This is a genomic window from Paraburkholderia sp. J63 (assembly GCF_905220245.1).
Lineage (GTDB): Bacteria > Pseudomonadota > Gammaproteobacteria > Burkholderiales > Burkholderiaceae > Paraburkholderia.
Map to the genome: position 1 here is coordinate 20,044 of NZ_CAJMZF010000058.1, position 21,377 is coordinate 41,420.

General features: G+C 57.7%; 9 protein-coding genes and 1 pseudogene. 3 read left to right on the top strand and 7 right to left on the bottom strand.

The features are described from left to right. Positions 1-55: 55 nt before the first annotated feature. From U5775_RS35290 to U5775_RS35300, 3 genes and pseudogenes are all read left to right on the top strand, one after another. Positions 56-2,995, top strand: a complete 2,940-nt coding sequence (locus tag U5775_RS35290) for a glycosyltransferase (protein ID WP_322062762.1) — start codon at positions 56-58, stop codon at positions 2,993-2,995. A 400-nt stretch (positions 2,996-3,395) separates the two neighbouring features. Beyond that, the gene (locus tag U5775_RS35295) at positions 3,396-5,216 is read left to right on the top strand and encodes a hypothetical protein (RefSeq protein ID WP_322062763.1); all 1,821 of its coding nucleotides are present in this window, start codon (positions 3,396-3,398) and stop codon (positions 5,214-5,216) included. A gap of 828 nt (positions 5,217-6,044) precedes the next feature. Further along, positions 6,045-6,248 (top strand): annotated as a pseudogene (locus tag U5775_RS35300) (CatB-related O-acetyltransferase); the annotation flags it as partial. 506 nt (positions 6,249-6,754) lie between these two features. On the opposite strand, the gene U5775_RS35305 reads toward U5775_RS35300, so the two are convergent. The 7 genes from U5775_RS35305 to U5775_RS35335 form a co-directional block, all read right to left on the bottom strand. Beyond that, a complete protein-coding gene (locus U5775_RS35305) occupies positions 6,755-8,272 on the bottom strand; it encodes a hypothetical protein (protein WP_322062764.1) in 1,518 nt (505 codons plus the stop codon). 186 nt (positions 8,273-8,458) lie between these two features. Further along, the gene (locus U5775_RS35310) at positions 8,459-9,385 is read right to left on the bottom strand and encodes a glycosyltransferase family 92 protein (RefSeq protein WP_322062765.1); all 927 of its coding nucleotides are present in this window, start codon (positions 9,383-9,385) and stop codon (positions 8,459-8,461) included. A gap of 61 nt (positions 9,386-9,446) precedes the next feature. Beyond that, a complete protein-coding gene (locus tag U5775_RS35315; protein ID WP_322062766.1) occupies positions 9,447-10,613 on the bottom strand; it encodes a nucleotide sugar dehydrogenase in 1,167 nt (388 codons plus the stop codon). Positions 10,614-10,667: 54 nt separating this feature from the next. Next, positions 10,668-12,020, bottom strand: coding sequence for an aminotransferase class I/II-fold pyridoxal phosphate-dependent enzyme (locus U5775_RS35320; protein ID WP_322062767.1), 1,353 nt, complete (start codon positions 12,018-12,020; stop codon positions 10,668-10,670). A gap of 7 nt (positions 12,021-12,027) precedes the next feature. Beyond that, a complete protein-coding gene (locus U5775_RS35325) occupies positions 12,028-19,659 on the bottom strand; it encodes an SDR family NAD(P)-dependent oxidoreductase (protein WP_322062768.1) in 7,632 nt (2,543 codons plus the stop codon). A 540-nt stretch (positions 19,660-20,199) separates the two neighbouring features. After that, positions 20,200-21,096 (bottom strand): dTDP-4-dehydrorhamnose reductase, encoded by an 897-nt coding sequence (gene rfbD / locus U5775_RS35330; RefSeq protein WP_415913727.1) that lies wholly within the window; start codon positions 21,094-21,096, stop codon positions 20,200-20,202. A 14-nt stretch (positions 21,097-21,110) separates the two neighbouring features. Further along, a partial coding sequence (locus U5775_RS35335; RefSeq protein WP_322062770.1) for a dTDP-4-dehydrorhamnose 3,5-epimerase occupies positions 21,111-21,377 on the bottom strand: 267 nt, incomplete at its 5' end.

Sequence of the window (21,377 nt, forward strand, 5' to 3'; positions counted from 1 at the left end):
GGACGATGATTTTGGCTCATCTGATTAAATAAACGAATAAGGAAAGTTAAGAGAGATGAAGAGTGATGGCGACTCCAGCATGGCGATGCCGGTAATGGATAAAATCTGGAAAAAACTCCGACGAGCTGCCGACGTAACCGCGGTCCGTGGCCTGGATAAGCGTGTTCGGGACGATTTGCTGATCATTAAAAAATCTGGACTATTCGATGCAGAATGGTACATGAGGCAGTATTCGGATCTGGCTAGTCTGGGCATCGATCCGCATTTGCATTATTTGCTACACGGGGCGGCCGAGGGGCGCAATCCGGGTCCTCGCTTTGATACATTGTATTACCTCGAGAGTTATCCGGATGTAGCAATTGCAAAAATGAATCCGTTGGTTCATTTTATTAAGCACGGAGAAAAAGAGGAGCGCTCGCCCTATTTCAGAGGAGAGGCAAGTGCTCGACCGTTCAATGTCATTTCTGTTCCAGTGGTAAACTCGACTCCGGTGGTCAAGTTGCCTGGTACAGGAGCGGGAAATAAAAAGGCAACTCAGGAAAAATCAAAATCGACCTTGCCGGTGAATAAGGCCAAGGAGGTAGGGAGTGTCTCGAAAACTCCATTTCCGTCGAAGAGCTGCAAAGGAAATCTGGAATCAGCGGATGAAAAAGGTATTACCGGGTGGGCGGTCGATATGTCCAATCCCGGGGCATCGGTCGATATAAATTTGCTGGTTGATGGGCTGCATGTATTTTCGCTTAAAACATTTCGAGCAAGACCTGATGTTTCGCGGGCCGGGATGGATGGAAAGACAGCGGGGTTTTTCATTCCATTTCCACCTGGTTTATTGACTTTGGGTCAAAAAATCGAGGTGCGTGCGGGTGACGTACCGTTGAAGAACGGATCTTTTTTTGTAAAAAGCACACGTCAACCCGGATCCAATTTTTTAAGCGATTATTTGCCCGCCTTTCAGCGTGGAGAAATTCTTCCGGTTACCGTCATTGTCCCCGTTTATAACGCTTGGGAGGCGACTTCGAGGTGTCTTTCGTCCCTGTCTAACAACCTGATTCCAGGCGCTGAAGTTCTGGTTATGGATGACGCCAGTACGGACGAGCGAATTCCGAATTTACTGGCACAATATCGTAATGTTCCCGGATTCAAGGTATTTAGGAATTCGAAGAACATAGGATATACGTGTAACGTAAACGCCGCCATAGAGAAATGTACCGGTCGAGATATTGTTTTGCTGAACAGCGATACGACGGTTACCAAGGATTGGTTGCGGAATCTGCGTTACTGTGCCTATTCGCAATTGAGGGTGGCGACTGTTACCGCACTTTCCGATAATTCCGGCGCGTTTTCAGTGCCTGAATTCGGAAAATTTAATGCTGGTCCGTCACATCTGAATTCGGAGGATGTTGGGGGGGTTGTGCGACAAAGCGGTCTTGGGATAGGCATGTCGGTCCCCACTGGAAACGGATTTTGTATGTATATCCGACGGGCCGCATTGGACGAAATTGGCGCTTTTGATCATGTTAAATTTCCCCGCGGATATGGTGAGGAAAACGAATTTTGCATGCGCGCGATTTATGCAGGATGGGGTAATCTGGTTTGCGACAAGGCATACGTGCTTCATCAGCGATCGCAAAGCTTTCAGGGTGAGAAGGTTGATCTAATCGCTGCGGGAGCGATGCAGGTTCGTCGGGAGTATCCCGAATACAAGACATTGATTACTCGATTCTCGGATATAGAGTTTTCGATGATGCGGGCGAGAATTCGGCGAAACCTGGACGCTGCGTCCAAAGATAATATTTTGCCAAGAATCTTGTATGTAATTTCAACGCAAACAGGTGGCACGCCTCAGACCAATCTGGACTTGATGCGTGCAATGCGTGGCCGTTACGACTGTTGGCTTTTGCGCTCCGATAGCATTCGTCTCACGTTATACCATTTGCAAAATGGCGAGCTAGTAGAGTGCGAAAGTAGGGAATTGTCAAAGGGAATAGAGCCTTACACTCACCGTTCGAACGAATATGATCGAATTGTTATCGATATGATTTATCGGAGATCGATCGATTTGCTCCATATTCGGCATGTTGCGTGGCATGGGTTAGGTTTGGCGGAATCGGCCAAGGCACTGGGAATTCCGGTTATATTTTCAGTTCATGATTTTTACAGTGTTTGTTATTCTGTAAAGCTGGTTAACAGAGATAATCAATATTGCGGGGTGGATTTGGCTGGTGAAAAATTAAATCCACTGTGGCCGATGCATCAGATTCCGGAGGGCTTCTCGGCTCGCTGGAGGCGATCTATGTCCGGATTTTTGGGGAATTGTGACAAACTAATAACGACGACGCCATCCGCAGTCTCTATATTTTCCGAAGCCTATCCGGAGCAAGAGCGTAAGTTCAGTGTTATTCCTCATGGCCGAGATTTTACAGGCTTTTTATCCGTCGGGACGATTCCTGGTGAGGGAGAGCGAGTAAGGATTCTCGTTCCAGGAAATATTTCTGCTGAAAAAGGTGCGACGATTATAGAACGGTTGGCACAACTGGATGTAGATGGAAAGTTCGAGTTCCACTTTTTGGGTGTTGCTGCATCCGAGCTAAAAGGTATTGGGGTACATCACGGGCCTTACGCGAGAGATGAATTCTCTGAAAGGGTGAGAGCGATCAAGCCGCATATCGGTTTTGTGCTGTCGATTTGGCCCGAGACTTATTGCCATACCTTGACGGAGATGTGGGCTTGCGGAATCCCTGTGTTCGGTATCGACTTGGGTGCTGTGGGCGACCGTATTCGCGCTACGGGTTGTGGCTGGCTTTTAAAGGCAGGTATTTCGGCAGACGAAGTGTTCTCGTATATTCAAGAGCAGTTGATTGATTATGCTGGTTTTGGAAGTAAATTGAAGGCGGTTAAGCGTTGGCAGGAAAATGAGGGGCGCAGCAACACAACTGCTAATATGGCGAGCCGATACGTCGAGATTTACCAGTCTCTGCTGAGTTCGAAGAAATAGCTGTTCAGAAGTGCTGATGATTTGATCCGCCGATGTATAGGTGGATCATGAATTTGTGGTGTTTGGTACGAGGGTGGATTCGCTGGGCGCCTGCTTCGTATTGAGGGCGTACAGGTTCGCAGCGTTGTTGGCGAGAGCGGCTTCCGACTGATGTCGCTGGGACAATTTGGTGAGTTCAATTGCCTACCCGGACGGTCGTATAGCTTCGTCTGCAGTCTCCGTCTCGTGTTGGTTGGGGGGCTTAAGTACGCCGCTATAGGCAGATTGCCTGTAGCGGCGTACTACTGGACTTCCCCATAGCTTCCTTGTGGGCTAGCTGGTTGCTGTAGAATCTTGCGCGTCTAGCGTCGGATGGACGCGCAATTTTTGCAGTTATCTAGATCCCGCTGCATCCCGAAAGATGATCAACTATATTGCTCTGACTGGTGACCCGATTGAAGTGAGGCGGATCTACGCTTCAGCCAAAGAGGCACTCGAATCCACTTTGACCTTTGTGCCAGCTGCCTGGTCCGCGAAGATAGCCGAGAACGGTGTCTGGGCCTATGTTGCATGCGCAGTTACCGAAGAGGAGCTTTCGCGCCGTGTCGCTGTTAGCCAGCGTGGATTCTTCCTGGTAAACGGACCTGTTTTGCGACTCGGAGATAGTCTGGACGTCGCGCATGCGGGACTCGATGCTGTGGCCGATTCAGACCCGGAAACACTGTTTGACGCGTTGGCTGGGTCGTACAACTGTGCATCGGTCACGTTGCGAAATGGGCTCGTGGCATTCTCGGATTTCTCTGGAACCTATCCGGTCTATAAGCGCGAAATGAGCGGCGCGGCCGCTGTTTCCAATCGGGCAAGCGCGTTGGCGGCCCTCGATCCGGTGCGTTCCCGGAACCTTACAGCGATGAGCTGGCTCATAGGGCACGCAAACGTTTTCGGCAGAGAAACGCCGTACACGGATGTGGAAAACATTACCGCTGGCACTTTTTTTCGGAACAAACTAGGAAGTACGCACGGGGAATCGACGCCGTTTATCAATCAGGTATGGCCGTCGGGAGAGGGCAAGAGTCCGATGTTGGACGATCTTACGACAGATGAGTGGGCGGAGATTACTGACGAACTGGTCAAAAATGTTAAGGCGGCAGCTAGTCAGCTTGGCGATCCGCTGCGCTTGTCTCTCACCGGTGGAAAGGATTCACGCCTCACCCTGGCACTTGCTATGGGTGCGGGCTTGCGAGAACGCATCGAGACATTCACCAACGGCCCTGAGGGCAGTCCGGAGATTGATTGCGCAAGAAATGTAGCCGCCGTCGCAGGGGTTCGTCACAATGCTGTCGTTTCGAAAGCGTCTCGCAGCCAGCAGGATTTCGATACTTCCTGGCGAAGACTGCGACAGCATACGTACCGGCTCGATGGCTATATTTGCCCCTGGGATGGTGCTGGCTCGGGCGAGCAGCGGGGTAGTTTTATTGAGATGACCGGTTTCGGGGGCGAACTATATCGTGGACCTGGTGGTCACGCCAAGCAGTTTAAGAATTTGGCGTTTTTAAACGAAGAAAATTTGATTGCTAAATGGGTTAATTATCATCAGCGAATGGATCCCCTCGCAGTTTTGCGCGATAAATATAAAGAAATTCAAATTGATTGGCTGCAGAATTGGTTGGATGAAAATCACGGCCGAGTTCGTGTTGACGTTCTGCCTGAGAAATTTTTCGTTGAAAATAGACTTTCTCACTGGAATGGACCACTTGCTCAGAATGTAACTGGCCGCGTAAAGCTGATGCCACTTCTTTCCCCCAAGGTGGCTCGCCTTGTCTTTAAGTTGCATCCGCATGCACGGACGCTTGAGCTTTTTCACTACTCCGTGATGGCTGGCTTGGTCCCCAAACTTGTAGAGCATCCATTTCTAAATGCTCAATGGGATCCGGCGTTGCAAGGTCGGTTTGGCTTGCAGCACGCGATGACGCCCTGGAACGGTGGGGTAAAGGCTCCTCCTCGTTCTATCCAGGCGTGGCAGTGTGAATTCGTCGAGAACCAGCGAACCCAAATCGTAGATTTACTTGTCGAAGCAAAGCAGCAGACCAAAATTGACGAAATCTTCGATGTGGACAAACTTTGCGATATTGTGAACACTCGTCCGGAGTTCCAGGTCGTAGACACAAAGGTGGTCCTCTCTGGCATAGGCATAGCGCATTCACTGCTCGAGCGCGGAGAGCGGGTTAGCGATACCGTTTGATGTAATAGTTGAACTGTGAGATGACTTCCAAGCTCGCGAAATGGAAGAGGCTGATTTCTCGCGGAGAGACGTAATGCCGTAACGGTGATCGGGCCGCGGGGCGGTGATCCACACGCCGCTCCTGCGGGTTTCGGGTATCGATTGCCGCTTCCGCTGCGTAACTTGGCTGTATGAGCAGGAAGCCTAAATAAAAATAGATCATGTCGTTTGGCTGAGCTTGCATCGTTCATAAATTGGTTCTCTCGCCGCATTTGGCGATCCGTCGATCAACGAAGCCTCGAGTTCTATGGCGACGGGACTCGGACGATACAGTCTCAAGCCTAACGCTGCTGTTCCGGAAAGTGCAGATTTCATCATCTGGCGGTGGAATGGTGTTGATGAGGCTATTCCGATTTTTTAATCTGCTACCCGAGATGATAAGCTGTTCGTATGGCTCTTATTCGACTGAACGAAAATCAACTACGCTGGTTACGGGAACATGGTCTGGACCACGGCTGGTCAGCGAACGCTATCCTGCCGGATGACTTTGCATTCGAACCACCGGCCAGGCCATTGGCGACAACTATCTTCAGCAAGGCAAGGATCGGGGCTTTCACCTATATGGTGGATGGGGCGATTCACTTCGCTGAAATCGGGCGCTATGGATCATTTGCTAGGGACGTAACAATCGGACCGGGGGCTCATCCTGTTGATTGGCTCAGTTCCCATCCCTTTCAATATCGAAATGACTTCCGTTTCCGTGTCGGCGACAGTTTCCTTGGCGCCGATCGATACAAAGCCGACCAAGCGACTCCGCAAGATAAGCGCTCAACGCAACCTGATCCTGTCATTATTGGTAATGACGTATGGATAGGAAACGGCGCATTCATTCTGCCAGGTGTAACGGTCGGAGATGGCGCGGTTATCGCTGGGCGGGCCGTTGTCACCAAAGATGTGCCTCCATATGCCATTGTGGGTGGTAATCCGGCGCGGGTCATTCGCCTCAGGTTTGATGAACGTGTAATTGAACAATTGCTGTCGATCAGGTGGTGGCGATTTGCCCCATGGGATCTGAGAGGTATTCAGTTTCATGATGTCGAGAGATGCATAGAACTGATAGGGGAGCGAGAGGCACGAGGGACGATTACACCTTTCGAACCTGGCTTTGTCTCCTCAAGCGACCTTATGTCGGCACACCCCGCGCCTATTGGAGGCTAAGCTTGCGATCGGTTGCGATGGCTGAGTTGTTCAAGTCGAAGGCGGTACCCCAAGTTCCCTGCTGGGAATCCGGTAGATACGCAACGGGCGCCGCGCCGACATTTGTGCCGATTGCACCGGAAACGGAAACCTCCAACAGGAATTTGGCAGAGATTCGCGTCGAAGTGTGCTGGAGAGATCGGCGATGATGGAATCTGGCCGAGGCATCCAGGTGCGCCGCAGATTAGCGTGTAGTTTATCCGGTCACCTGTACTAGGCATGCGGCCCCGGTACAGTTGGGAGCGGCACTCGAATGCCAAACCGCATTGTTTAACCATGGCCGCACCACTGCCGTCGCGTGCTTACTTTTCTACGTTGAAAAGAGGGATCGCGTAGATTTTCCCGTCCGTAATGTCCCGCATTTGGATGTATTTTGCGGGCGCTGCCGGCAACGCTGCCGCACTCCCTGCGGCACCGACAGTGGTCGCAACGGATCCATAAGCCATAATGGTTCCCGAAGGGCCGTTCGAGCCGAGGTCCAAGGTTGCCTTTACGGCCGGTGTTCCACCGATATCTCTAACGAATTCGATTCGCCGCCCGCTGTTTCCATGAACGTCATTACGATACACGAACCCGTCGTATACGTTCCCCGGCGCAGTGCCGACAATAACGGGAACTGTGTTCGGCAGTTTGATGGAGGCGAGCATCACAGAGGGGTTCACCTTCCCGAGGTCTATGCCGACCGCGCCTCTGTCAACGCTCTTGTCGAGGCTATTTGATTCGAAGCTGATTCCGGTATTCCATCCCGAATATGCTCCAGAGGGTGGACGAGGTTTATTAAATCCATTGGAAATCAAAACGGCAACGGAATTCTTATTGAATTGATTACCGCCTGCGTTCCCATGAAGCACATCGGCTGCACCACCGGCCCGATTGTAGAAAACGGGGTTTACGCCAACAATTGGATTCGTATTTTTATCGTATTGGGAAAAAACTGCAAACTCGCCGGCCACCAACGTCGCAGTACGTACAGGCGCTGTTGTAGGGTTACCGTTCCACGCCTCGGTCGCAATACCCCACACTGACCCGGCAGTTCCCCCGCCAGCCGGGTCCAAAGCGTACCCATTTAGCTGTGCAGGGACAACGAGTCGATTGCCGCCAGTTCGAGAGACATTCGCAGCGAAGCCGAACAGGCTTCCCGGTCCCGGTCGACTGGATTGATAGTTCTGGTAAAAGAAATAGCCACGCTTCGATGCGTCCGGTTGGACATCTTTGCGATTGCGCGTGATTCGCACGCTGTAGTCGGTGGCCTGATCGCCATTCCGGTCGTAGCGCATCACATCGTCGTCGGTAGAGGAATTGCCTTTTCCGTCGGCTTCGGCCCGTGGGTCGAATCCAGCAGGCTTGGCGGTTGCGTGTGTGATCGTATCCGGCGAATACGAGATTCGAAGTGGTGATGTGGCCACGGCAGTACCGCCGGTGGACGTATCGCGTGCCCCATCACCCTTCGCCCCGAAATCCGTTGACGAAACTGTTTCATCCGTCACAAATGTGAGCGTCTCGCCTTCAGCAGTAAGGAGCGAGATAGAGCCTTTCACAGGAAGCAAGACGCGCGCAGGCAGCCAACCATTGACACTGGCAAGATCGGTCTGCTGATAGATCAGGACGTGGACTTCCTTGGATGACGGGCAGATCAGGTCATAACGTAGTGGGCGGGTAGGGTCAACGTCGGCGGCATCGGCGCGGGCAGTGCATGTACCTTGGTACTTGGTGGCGCCTTTGGCGTCGAGCCAGCGCACAACCGTGTTGTATTCGGACATCGCGCTTGCATGTGCAGAAAGTGCGAAGACAGAGAGAAAGCAGGCAGCGATTTCTTTCATGGGGCTATCTCCATAAGCTGACGCCGATTATCCCCTAAAAAACTTCATCGAGGAATTCCGGGAATGAGGCGTTGCTTGCTGCTGTACTTGCTCCGGTGGGTTGAACCAGTATGCAGGACTGCATGGTCGTCCATCGACCGGCGGCGATCACCTATCGTGAAAATCGACTGCGATCTTCGGTGGTACTTAAAGAATTTTCTTTAAGGTGGAAATTGCCTTTTTAAGGTGGTCCCCGACGTTGCGTCCGCTATTTATTATTTCTGTATCTTTTTTATCCAGTAATTCCTTCAATTTGGCTATTTCCTCTCTTGTGGCGTCAGCTATTCCGAACGCCAACAGACATTCTTCGTCATTGCGATCGTGTTGCATGAAATACTTTTCATGTTTTACGCGACTTTTTTTAGATGCACTACCTCGCCGGCTTTTTCCGAGTACAAACTCTTCAAGAGACTTTGTTGCGTAATGATTGACGCGTGCGCGATGCCAAACGACCTTGTTTGTGAGGCCGGAGCCGTGTCTCTCGTTAGCCACGATATCGGTCCCGGTCGTATCGACATAACGCCCCTCTTTCAATATTGCGTAATGCGGATTGTGGAATTCAGAAACCATTTCCGGCCGAACGATGCTCTTTATGTGAAGATTGACGTTAAAGTTTTGAGGAGCTCGTTTTGTGAATCGCTCAATAACCATACCATCCCTGGAAAACAGATGGCCGTTAGATCCAAAATTTGCCCAGTTCAAACCGAGGGCGCTTACGGTCGAAGTGGAGAAAATCTCATTGATTAAAGGCAGGATAGATGGGTCTTCCTCTGTTGATAGTAAATATTCATCGGCATCAATAAAGGCAAGCACATCGCATTTTCCTTTTGCTCTTTTCAGAATCTCGGAATACGCTGGCATTTGTGCATTGCCGTCAGAAGGAGTTGCAATGGAAAAATATTCGACGATGCCTTCGTGGGAAAGCATGTCGAGTATTTTTATAGTAGCGTCAGTACTCTCGTTGTCAGCGATAAAGAACGTCTGTACGCCCACACTGCGATGAAAGGAAATCCACTCCAAGAGGGAGTCTGCTTCGTTTTTAACGATGGCTGCGACGCATAATTTGATTCCCATATTTACTCAATTAACCTGGCGTGGAATTGGAGATTAGATGACGGCGAGCCTGGGCTCGCTTTCAATTGTCGCCAAACAGATCTCTCGTATATACTTTTTGCGATACATCGTGAATCTCCGGGGTCATCCGGTTGCTGATGATGATCTCGGCTTCCCTTTTAAACTCCTCCAGATCATTCATTACAGGGGAGTTGAAGAAATCTGGTGTTTTGATTGCAGGCTCGTACACAATGACCTTGACCCCCTTGGCTTTAATCCGCTTCATCACCCCTTGAATGCTCGATGCCCGGAAGTTGTCCGATCCGTGCTTCATGATCAGGCGGTAGATTCCAACAACCTTAGGCTTGCGCCGAAGCACGTCTTCAGCAATGAAGTCCTTACGCGTGGTATTCGATGCCACGATGGCCTGAATCAGATTTTGAGGCACATCCCGATAGTTGGCGAGAAGCTGTTTGGTGTCCTTGGGTAGGCAATAGCCACCATAGCCAAATGAGGGGTTGTTGTAGTGGTCGCCGATGCGCGGGTCAAGGCACACGCCGTCGATGATCTGCCGGGTGTCCAGGCCGTGTGTCGCCGCATAAATATCAAGCTCATTGAAATACGAAACCCGCATAGCAAGGTACGTATTGGCAAAGAGCTTGATGGCCTCGGCTTCTGTCGAGTCCGTGAAAAGGATTGGAATATCTTTCTTGATCGCCCCTTCTTGCAGCAACCCGGCGAACACCTTAGCCCTTTCCGATCGCTCACCCACGATGATGCGAGAAGGGTGCAGATTATCGTGCAGCGCGCGACCTTCGCGCAGGAATTCAGGCGAGAAGATCAGACGATCGCAGTCCAGCTTCTCGCGGATATTGGCCGTATACCCCACCGGTACCGTCGATTTGATCACCATCACCGCCTTGCGATTGATGGCCCGTACGTCCTTGATGACGGCCTCAATCGAGCGGGTATTGAAGTAATTGGTTTCGGGATCGTAGTCGGTTGGCGTGGCGATAATGACGTAATCCGCCCCTTCGTAGGCCTCATGCTTGTCCAGCGTGGCACGGAAGTTCAGGTGCTTGTTTGCGAGATAGTCCTCGATCTCGTCATCGATAATGGGAGAGTGCTTGCGATTGAGCATCTCCACCTTTTCGGGAACGATGTCCAGCGCAACCACTTCATGGTGCTGAGCGAGCAGTATGCCGTTGGAGAGACCAACATAACCGGTGCCAGCGATGGCGATCTTCATGAGCGTGTCGAATAAATTGTAATAAGAGTGGGCCGTATACTAAACGTAACGGGACTACAGTTTCTTGAGCAATATCTGCATCGCCTGAACCGTCCTGTCGATCTGCTCCTGACTATGCGTGCAGGCGATAAAAAACCGCAGCCGCGCCGACTGTTCCGGCACGGCCGGATAGAGAATGGGCTGCACGTTGAAACCCTGCTCGAAGAGGGCGTCCGACCACCTGGTCGCTCGTAGCGAACTACCCAGAATCGCCGGAATAACAGCAATCCCCGCACTGCTGCCCGTATCGACGCCCGCGGCTTTGGCCCGCGCGAGGAAATACTGCCCGCGCGCCTGCAGCGTCGCTACCCGCTCCGGTAGTTCCAGCATGCGTTGCAGCGCCGCGAGCGAAGCGGCGGCCACTGGCGGCGGCATCCCCACGCTGTACAGGAACCCCGGCGCGAGAAATTTCAGATGCTCGACCAGCGCGGTTTCGCCGGCGATATAGCCTCCGCAACCCGCTAGCGTCTTGCTTAGCGTACCCATCCAGATGTCGACCGCATTGCCTGGCAAGCCGAAATGTTCGCGAATGCCGCGTCCGGTTTTGCCCATCACGCCCAGCGAATGCGCTTCGTCCACCATCAGGAAAGCTTGATGGCGGCGCTTGATCTCGATGAAGCGCGGCAGATCGGGGTAATCACCGTCCATGCTGTAGATGCCTTCCAGCACGATCAGCACGCGCTCGAACTGATGACGCTGCTCGGCGAGCAACCGGTCGAGCGCGTCGGCGTCGTTATGCGCGAAGGAAAGGCGTTTGGCGCCAGAAAGCTGGATGCCCTGGAGCACGCTGTTATGGATGAGCTCGTCGTGCACCACCAGATCACGCGGACCAAACAGGTAGCCGATGGTGGTCACATTGGCCGCATGGCCGCTCACGAACGTGATGGCGTCGTCAACTTCGTACAGGTCGGCGAGCGCACGCTCGAGCTCGCGGTGGATCGGTCGTTCGCCTGACACCAGGCGGCTCGCCGACACCGAGGTACCGTACCGGTCGATCGCGTCCTTGGCGGCCTGTGAGACCACTGGGTCGCCCGACATGTCGAGGTAGTTGTAGCTGGCGTAGTTGATATAGGTTTTGCCGGCAATGCTGGACTGCGCGTTGGCAGTGCCTTCGTGCAGCTTGAAGAACGGGCTGCGCACGCCCAGGCGCGCAGCGCCGTCGCTCATGATGCGCAACTGCCGGTAGCCCGGGTACTGGTCGAAGCGCGTGTAGGCCTCCGGCACTGGGCTGGCCGCTTTGCGGCCGCCGGCCGGCGTGGCGGGCGGCTCCCGTCCCGCGTCGCGCAGCTTGCGCTCGAGCGCTTGCTGGATCAGCTTGTTCTTCAGGGCCGAGGTCAGACCCGGCAGGCCGGTCTTGCTGTTGCTCATATCGTGCTTATCGGATCATGCGTTGCGGCTTGTGGCCGGTTTGCTGTGCGGCCTTGAATTCGTCGGCGAATTCGGCGATCGCTTCGCTGGAGACGTCCTCAGTATGCTGGGCCACCACATGGGCGACCTGCTGGGCGACGTTGTCGGCTTCGACCGCGTCGTCGCCGCGCAGCGCCTCGATCAGTCGCGTGGCCAGCTTGGTCATGGTGGGACTCTCCGAGAGCGCCATGACAGGCAGCCGGATGCCGAAGCGGCTTTCAAGGGCCACGACCAGTTCCACGCCCATGAGCGAATCGAGGCCCATGTCGTACACCGAACGGTCGGGGTCGATCTTGTCGGCCGGCACGCGCAGGATCTCGCTCACCTCCTGCTTGATCATGTCGACTACCACCGGGTGAAGCTCGCTGTCGTTCAGCGTTGCCAGCAGCTCGGCAATATCGCCGCTGCTGTCCTCGTCCTGGTGGGTGGCCGCCGCCTCATGCGCTACCCACGCGAACTTGGGCGTTTGCGCGCTCGGCAGGAAGCGTGCGAGCGCGCGCCAGTCCAGTTCGAGCACACCCAGGTCGCCAGCGCCGGCCAGCAGCATGTCCTCCAGCGCGCCGAGCGCCGTGGCGGCCGGCAGGGCGTTGCCGCCCATGCGGCTTTGCAGCGCGTCTTTGACCTTCTGGTTGCGCGCAAGGAACCCCGCATCGGCAATGGCGCCCCAGCGGGGGCTGGTGGCGGGCAGGCCGCGCGCGCGCCTCTGGCGGCCCAGCGCTTCGAGCCAGCCATTCGCGGCCACATAGTTCGATTGGCCGGGGTTGCCGAAGAGTGTGGTGCCCGAGGAGTGGAATACGAAAAAGTCCAGCGGCAGTGCGCGGGTGAGTTCGTCGAGGTGAAGCGCGCCGAGGATTTTCGGCGCCATCACGCGTTCGATTTGCGCCGCCGTTGCGCTGCGCACGAGGCCGTCGTCAATCACCATCGCCGCATGCACGATTCCGCGCAGCGGCGGCATCTGCGTCTCGATGTGCGTGAGCAGCGCGCCAAGCGCCGCTCGGTCGGTCACGTCGCACGCGGCGGCATGTACTTCGACGCCGCGCTCGCGCAATGCGGCAATCGCTTCGCGCGCTTCATCGGCCACGGGGCCGCTTCGGCTTACGAGCACCAGGTGGCGAGCGCCCTTGTCGGCGAGCCATTGCGCGGTTCGCAGGCCGAAGCCGGACAAGCCGCCGGTAACGAGGTAGCTGGCCTCTGTGCTCAGGTGCAACTCGCTTGCGGGCTCCGCCGATTTTTGCGCGGCACTCGCTTGCAAGCCACGGCGATAAGTGACGACGATCTTGCCGATTTGACGCGCCTGCTGCATGTGGCGGAACGCATCGACGATGTCGTTGGCATCGAACGCATGGTAGGGCAGAGGATGCAGCACGCCTTCCTGGAACAGGGCCATCATCTCGCCGAACAGGCGGCGGGTCAGATCGGGGCGCTGCGACATCAGCTGGTCGGCATCGATGCCGAAGTAGCTGATGTTGTTGCGGAATGGGCGCAGGCCAATCCGGGTGTTTTCGTAGAAGTCGCGCTTGCCCAGTTCGAGGAAGCGGCCGAACGGCTTGAGCACGCGCAGGTTACGGTTGATGGCTTCGCCTGCGAGCGAGTTCAGCACGACATCGACCCCCTGGCCGCCGGTGGCTGCCAGTATCTGGTCGGCGAAGTCCAGCGAGCGCGAGTCGTAGATGTGCTTCACGCCCATCAGGCGCAGGAAGTCGCGCTTCTCGTTCGAGCCGGCCGTTGCGTGAATCTCCGCGCCGAGCCACTGCGCGAACTGAATCGCGGCAATGCCGACGCCGCCCGCCGCGCCGTGAATCAGTACGCTCTCGCCGGGCTCGATTCGAGCCAGGTGATGCAGCGCGTAGTACACCGTGAAGAACGTGCTGGGGATGGTCGCCGCAGCCTCGAACGACATGCCTTGCGGGATATGGGCTAGTGCGCTCGGCTGGGTCACGACCCGGTTGCCGAAACTGGCCGGCCCGAAGCCGACTACGGCGTCGCCCGGCTTGTAACCGGTGACGTTGCTGCCCGCTCGCTCGACCACACCCGAAAACTCGAGACCCAGCGTGGGGCCGGCGAAGCCGTTTTCGATGGCTTCGTCGGACAGCAGGCCCAAGGTGTACATCACATCGCGGAAGTTCAGGCCGGTGGCCTCAACGCGGATTTCGAGCTCGTTTTCTCCGGGTTCGGGCAGCGTGTGAGTTTCCCAGCGCAAGTTGCGCAACTGGCCGGGCACCTCGAAGCCAAGGCGCAGCGCGGCATCCGGGGCGTGCGCGCGAGCAGCCGGCGAGGGCGGACGCGGGCGCGGATTCTTGCGCAGGCGCGGCGCATAGCGTTCGCCCGACGCGCCGAGTGCAACTTCCTGTTCGTCGTCCGGCCAGAGCAGTTCGCGCGTCAGTGCTTCCAGTGGCAGCGCGCTTGCGTGAGGCAGATCGACCAGCCGTACGTCGAACCCCGCGGCCTCGTTGATCATCGTGCGGCCGTAGTGCCACAGCGACGCGTCGTTCAGGGCCGCATAGCGGGCAGATTCCGCCGCGGGCAGGAAGGGCGCAGCGCCGGACGTCAACAGCCAAAGCGTGGTCTTCAGGCCGGTGCGCTCGCACGCTGCGGCGAGCGCGGCGGCCAGCGCGCAGCGCTGTACCTGTGCCTCAAGCAGAAGCTGTGGATCTTCAGCACCGGCAGTGCTGGCTTCTTGCGCCAGACCGGCCAGGTGCACGATGCCTTCGATACGGCCCAACGTAGCTTGCGCATGTTCGAGCAGCGTATCCAGATTCTCTGTCGCGGTAACGCCCTGCGTGAGCATCGGCAACCGGTGCGTGCTCGACAGGTAATCGGCCAGCATGCCCGCAACGCTCGGCAGTCCGGTGTCCTGTGAGCTTGAGAGAATCAGCCAGCCGCCCGATTGAGGTGGTTGGGGCTGTGTTTCGGTGAGCGCATCGGCGGGCAGGCCGGCTGTAAGCAGATAGGGCCCACAGGCGGCGCCCCGCGCGAGTTCCAGCGGCTGGTCACATTCGAGGCCGAACTCGGCCAGCACGGTTTGCCAATAGCTGGCCGGACGCTGCGGCGAGACCGGCGTGCCGTCATCACGCTTGCTCCACCACGTCGCGTTGCCGCCGAAGACGAAGTCCATCCACGCGCTCGGCTGCGTGCCCCACATCAGCAGCGTGCCGCCGGGCTTGAGGCGCGTCGCCGCATACTGCAGCGCGTCCTGGGCCTTTTCCAGATTGCTGAAGTCGCAATGGAAGAGGATGAGGTCGGCATGACGGCTCGCATCTGAAGCGGTGGCGTCGATGCGGAGGACGGACAGCTCCGGGCAGTGCTCGCGCAGACGTTCCGCGTGTTCCAGCGCTGCGTCTTCGGAGCTTGCGTAGCCATAGTCGGCCACGGCGAAGTCCAGGCGGCCGCAAAGGTCGGACGCAATGCGCGCAGCGCCGGCGCCAATTTCCAGAATACCGAGGCGTTGGCCGGGCGCGCGCGCGCGCAAGGCCTTCTCGATATGGGCGCTCAAGGCGTCGGAGAGGCGCTGGTGGGCCGCGTCGCCCAGTATGTAGTGCGCGATTTCCGCAGGCGTGATGTCTCGCGGGCAAACGTTCGCCCATGCGGTCTTACCGCTCAGCAAGTCCGGCAGGTGCAAACCAATACGGCCTGCAGCGTTCACCAGCGGGAAATAGTCGGGATATTCGCGCTGCAGGCTGCTCCAGATGTCAGCGGTGCTGGCATCGTCGTCGAGTGGCGCATCGATCTGCCACGCAGACGATTCAAGCTGCTGATGCGCGGCACGCCTCAACAGCCAGTCGAGCAGCGGGGCCGCTTCGGGCGCCGCGTCGCGTAGCGCCGCGAGCGCATTGGCTTCCAGACGGCCATCGCTCGACAATGCCAGTAGGGCTTGCGCGGCATAGCGGTCGCACAGCGTCTCCAGCAGGGGATCGACCTCCTGCGCGTAGCGCTCGAGCAGGCCGTTCGTCGCGATGTCATCTGCGATCGCCCGCAGGGCGGGCTCTAGCGCACTGCGCTGGAGAACGACGTTCGCCTGCTGGGGGGCCAGTGGGTGCGGGCTGGGAATACCGGCGTAATCGAGAAAGGCGAGCGGCTCGGCATGCGCTTTGGACAGGCGTACGCTGCGAAAGCGCGCTTGGCTGATGGCTGCGATTTGCTGCCCTTGTTCGTTGAAAAGGGCGAACTCGGCGGTGAGCGAGTGCGGCGCACGCTTGATGAGGCGCGCACGCACGCGGTGCGGTACACCCAGACCGGCACGCCAACGCAGCCGCCCGATCCGCGTGGGCACGAAGGCAATGCCTTGTCCCAGCGAGGGATCGTCCTTCAGCATCTGAATGATGAGCTGGAAGGTGCAATCGAGCAGGGCGGGGTGCAGCAGGCTGTGGGGCAGGCTCTCCGCGAGCGCCTGCGGAGTCTGCAACACGGCCAGCACGCTGGTGGGCGATTCGAGCCAGCCATGTGACACCGCCTGGAAGGCCGGGCCGTAGTCCAGTTCGGCCGCGCGCGTGAGCGCGAGGTGCGTGGCGCCCGTGAAATCGGGGCGTCGCTCCGGCAGCGCGGGCGCGATTTCGTCGAGCTGTTGCGTGGTTGCGCTCAAAAGGAGGCGGCCGCTCGTGTGCACCGTCCACGGATCGGTGCTGCCGACTTCCTTGCTGCGCAGCCGGAAGCGGCCATCGCTTTCGTCGAGCGAGAATCGGGTGATCTTGCTTGGCGCGGCTGCCAGCAGCAGCGGCGCGAGAATTTCCAGTTCTTCGATATCCGCGCGCTCGCCCGGATGCCATTGCAGGGCCGCTGCGAGTGCGATTTCCGCGAATCCCGAACCGGGGAAGACCGTTGCGTGGCCTACGACGTGGTCAGCGAGCCAAGGCAGGCGCTGTGTGTCCAGCTGGTTTTCCCAGGCAGGCTGGGTCTGCTGACTCATCTTGTAGCCGAGCAGCGGGTGGACGCGGCGGCGTCCGAGCGAGTTCATCGATTCTGCCGTGACGGGGTGCCAGTAGCGCTCGCGTTGCCACGCGTACGGCGGCAATTCGATAGGCGCCGCGCTGAATGGGAAGAGTTGCGCCCAGTCGATCGGCGCGCCGCTCACGATCGCCTGACCCGCTGCGGCCTGCACGCGATCCGGGCCGTCGTCCCCGCGATGGCCCGTTGTGATGCACTGCCCGGTTTTGCCGTGATGCTTGAGTGTCTCGTTGACATAGCCGCGCAACACGGGTGCCGAACCGATTTCGACGAGGACGTCGCTGCCTTGTGTGACGAGACTGTTCAGCGCCTGCTCGAACTGCACGGGCACGCGAATGTTGCGCCACCAGTAGTCGGCGTCGAGCGCGGTGCCGTCGAGCAGTGCGCCGGTCACCGTCGAGAAGAAGGGCACGTTTGTACGCTGCGGCCGAACATTGGCCAACGCCGCTTTGAGGGGCGCTTCGATCGGATCCATCGCGCTGCTGTGAAACGCGTAATCCAGATCGAGCTGCTTGTAGAACACCCGGCGCTCGGCAAGTACCTGGGCGACTTGCTCCAGCGCGTGCGCGTCGCCGGCCAGGGTTGCGCCCTTGATGCTGTTGAAGCCCGCCACGCACAGCGCGTGTTCGAGGCCGAGCTCGCTCAGCAGCTCGGTGGCGGCCACGCCGTCCATGCCCAGTGCTGCCATGCGGCCCTTGCCCTTCGTGAGGCCCTGCTGCTGGCTGCGATGGTAGATGACGATGATGGCATCGGAGAGCGTGAGGGCGCCGCAAGCCCATGCAGCCGCGACTTCGCCAACGCTGTGTCCGACCACGGCGGTGGGCTGCACGCCTTGTTCGGCGAGCATGCGAGTCATGCCGACCTGAATCGCGAAGAGCGCGGGCTGGGCGACTTCAGTGCGCTCATAGCCATTGCCCTGTGCTTCGCGCTCGAACAAGTCTTTGATCGACCAGCCGGCGAGCCCGGAGAACAGGCCGTCGATTTCGGTAACGGCTTGTGCGAAGACCGGATGCGTGAGCAACTGGCTTCCCATGCCCGCCCACTGCGAGCCATTGCCCGAATACACGAAAACCGGACCTTGCGCAGCCTGAACGCCAACGGCGCTGTGCACGAGCGGATTCGGAGCGTCGCCAAGGCCGATCTGCTCCAGCAGGTGCGCGACGCTCTCGTTGTCGGTGCCAAATACCACCGCGCGCTTTTCGTGCCAGTCGCGGCGCAGTGCGGCTCCGTACGCTACGTCGTATAGCGGGAGCGCAGGCTGGCTGCGCAGCGTTTGAGCGAGTTGGCGTGCATTGGCCTGAAGGGCTTGTTCGCTGCGGCCGCTCACGATCATCGGCACGGCGGCGGTTTTCTTCAGCCGCGCATCGGGCGCAGGGCTGGATTGCGCCGGCGTTTGCAGGATGACGTGTGCATTGGCACCGCCGAAGCCAAACGAGTTCACGCCGATGGTCAGCGTGCCCGTCGCGCAGAGAGGGCGCGGCTCGGTGAGCACTTCGATGTTCCAGTCATCGAAGCGGATATTGGGATTCAATTCCTTGATGCCAACTGTGCCCGGCACCATGCGGTGCTTCAGGCTATAGACCGCCTTGACCAGTCCGGCAACGCCCGACGCCGCCTCGAGGTGGCCGAGGTTGCTCTTGACCGAACCGATCGGCAACGGGGTATTCGCTCGCCGCTGGCCGAGCGCCTGTCCGATCGCCCGGGTTTCAATGGGATCCCCCACTGGCGTGCCGGTGCCGTGGGCTTCCAGATAGTCGATCTCGTCAGGCGAAATGCCGGCCTGCTCGTAGACCTGGCGCATCAGCGCCGTCTGGGCTTCCACGCTGGGCACGGTGAGGCCGGACTTGCGGCCATCGGTGTTGACCGCGGTGCCCGCCACGACTGCGAGGATGCGGTCGCCGTCGGCCACGGCCTGGTCATAGTCCTTCAGCAAGAAGAGGCCGCCGCCTTCTGAGCGCACGTAGCCGTCGCCCGATGCATCGAACGCCTTGCAGCGTCCGTTGGGCGAGAGCATCGACGCCTTGGAGAAGGTAATGAACCCATACGGGTGCAAATGCAGGCTGACGCCGCCCGCAATGGCGTGGCTGATTTCACCGTTGGCGATGGCGCGGCAAGCCAGGTGGAAAGCCACCATTGCCGAAGAGCAAGCCGTATCGACGGCCATGCTCGGCCCGCGCAGGTCGAATACGTAGGAAAGACGGTTGGCGGCGATGCTGGCGGTGTTGCCCGTCGCCATGGATGCGTCGACCGTGGCCAGGTCGTCGGCCATGCGATATGAATAGTCAGCGCTGGCGATGCCAACGAAGACGCCGCAGTCACTCCCGCGCAGCGAGGAAGGCTGGATTCCGGCGTTTTCAATGCTCTCCCAGCAGAGCTCCAGCAAGAGGCGTTGCTGGGGATCCATGAGCGCGGCTTCGCGCGGAGAGATCCCGAAGAAGTCGGCGTCGAATCCGGAGACATCGCCGATCGAACCTGCCTTGAAGGTATAGGCGGTGCCCGGGTGTTCCTTGGCCGGATGCAGGTAGGCATCCCGAGACCATCTGCTGGGCTCGACTTCGGTTACGCAGTCCTTGCCATTGAGCAGATCGTTCCAGTAGTTACGAGTATCTGTTCCAGGAAATCGGAAAGCTAATCCGACTAAAGCAACGCATTTGCTCATGAGCTTCATTCTTTGTTACTGGCTGACTTTGCGTTTTTTCCCCGATATATGCATGTGAAAAGCAAAAGCGGCACGAATGGTGCGCATGTGGGAGCAAGGATATTGGCCATGCCTGCCAGCCTTTGGACATGGACGCGGGGACAGATTTTATCTCGAAAGCTGACTGCAAAGTAGGATTCTGTCAGAAACCAACAGATTCTCTGCGTACGGCCCCGATTATGTCTCTCAGTATGGGTTCTTCGGCAGCCGCGCAGGCGTTGTGGCGGGGTCAGTGGATGGATTGATTGCGCGAGTTGGCTCGTTTATGCAGGGTAGATCGGCGAATCGCCGGGGTTCGGCGTGTGCCTGGAACCGCAGTCGATGCCGTGCAGGCATTGAACAGATTGCACAGATGTGCAATTAAAGCGGAAGACCGGTTGTAACGATCGGAAATATATTCGGTATTCAGATTGGTTGCTTTATTGGCCTGAGTATTATGCGTGTAATTTGCGCGTGCTACCCGGAGCGACGCGCGTGTACGATTTGCCAATGCGACTGGGGTTACATCGCTCTCATGCAGAGCTCGAGTGCGACTTCCCAGTGCGGGGCGTACAAGCCAAAATGCTCGGCGAGCTTCGCATTCGACATGCGCGAATTGGCCGGACGACTCGCGGGCGTCGGATAGGCGCTTGCCGGAATGGGCATTGCCACGGGCTTCCTGGGCAAATTCGAGAGACGGAAGATGGCCTCGGCAAATCCGTGCCACGAAGTCGAACCCGAGGCGCACAGGTGATAGATGCCCGAATGCGTGTGCCACCATTCGTCCCATCCAGCTGGGCTGATGCCAATGGCCTGCGCAGTTACGTTGGCCGTCAACGCAGCGATCGTGTTGGACCAGGTGGGCGCGCCGATCTGGTCCGCGACGATCTTCAGTTCCTCACGCTCGGCGCCAAGGCGCAGCATGGTCAGCAGGAAGTTCTTGCCACGCGCACCGTACACCCAGCTCGTGCGGAAAATCAGATGTGCACATCCCGAAGCCGCGATGGCCTGCTCGCCTTCGAGTTTGCTCGTGCCGTAGACGTTCTGTGGATCGACGGGATCATCCTCGGCGTAAAGGCCATCCTTCGTACCGTTGAACACGTAGTCCGTCGAGTAATGAATCATGGCCGCGCCGATGCGTTTCGCCTCTTCGGCCAGCACGGCGGGCGCCTCGGCATTCAGGCGCATGGCGAGCGCGACATCGGATTCCGCTTGATCCACGGCCGTATAGGCAGCCGGATTCACGATGAGGCCGGGCTTCACTTCGCGCACGACCTCGCGCACCTGATCGAGGTTCGAGAGATCGAGCCGGCTGCGGTCGAGGGCCACGACATTTCCGAGTCCCTGAAGGGTGCGCGCCAGCTCGAATCCCACTTGGCCGTTGATGCCGGTGAGCAGAATGGTCTTGGGCTCAGGCATTTGCACGACGGTCCTCATTCGAAACACTCGGCTTCGGCGAGCCGCTTGCCGGCAGCATCCTTTGCCGCCAGCAACGGCTCGTAATCAATCGGCCATTCGATGCCGATTTCCGGATCGTTCCATACGATGCTGCGCTCGTGCTCCGGGAACCAGTAATCAGTCGTCTTGTAGAGGAACTGCGCCGACTCGGAGAGCACCACGAAACCGTGCGCGAAGCCCGGCGGCACCCACAGCTGCCGGTGGTTCTCCGCAGAAAGATGTACGCCGACCCACTTGCCGAG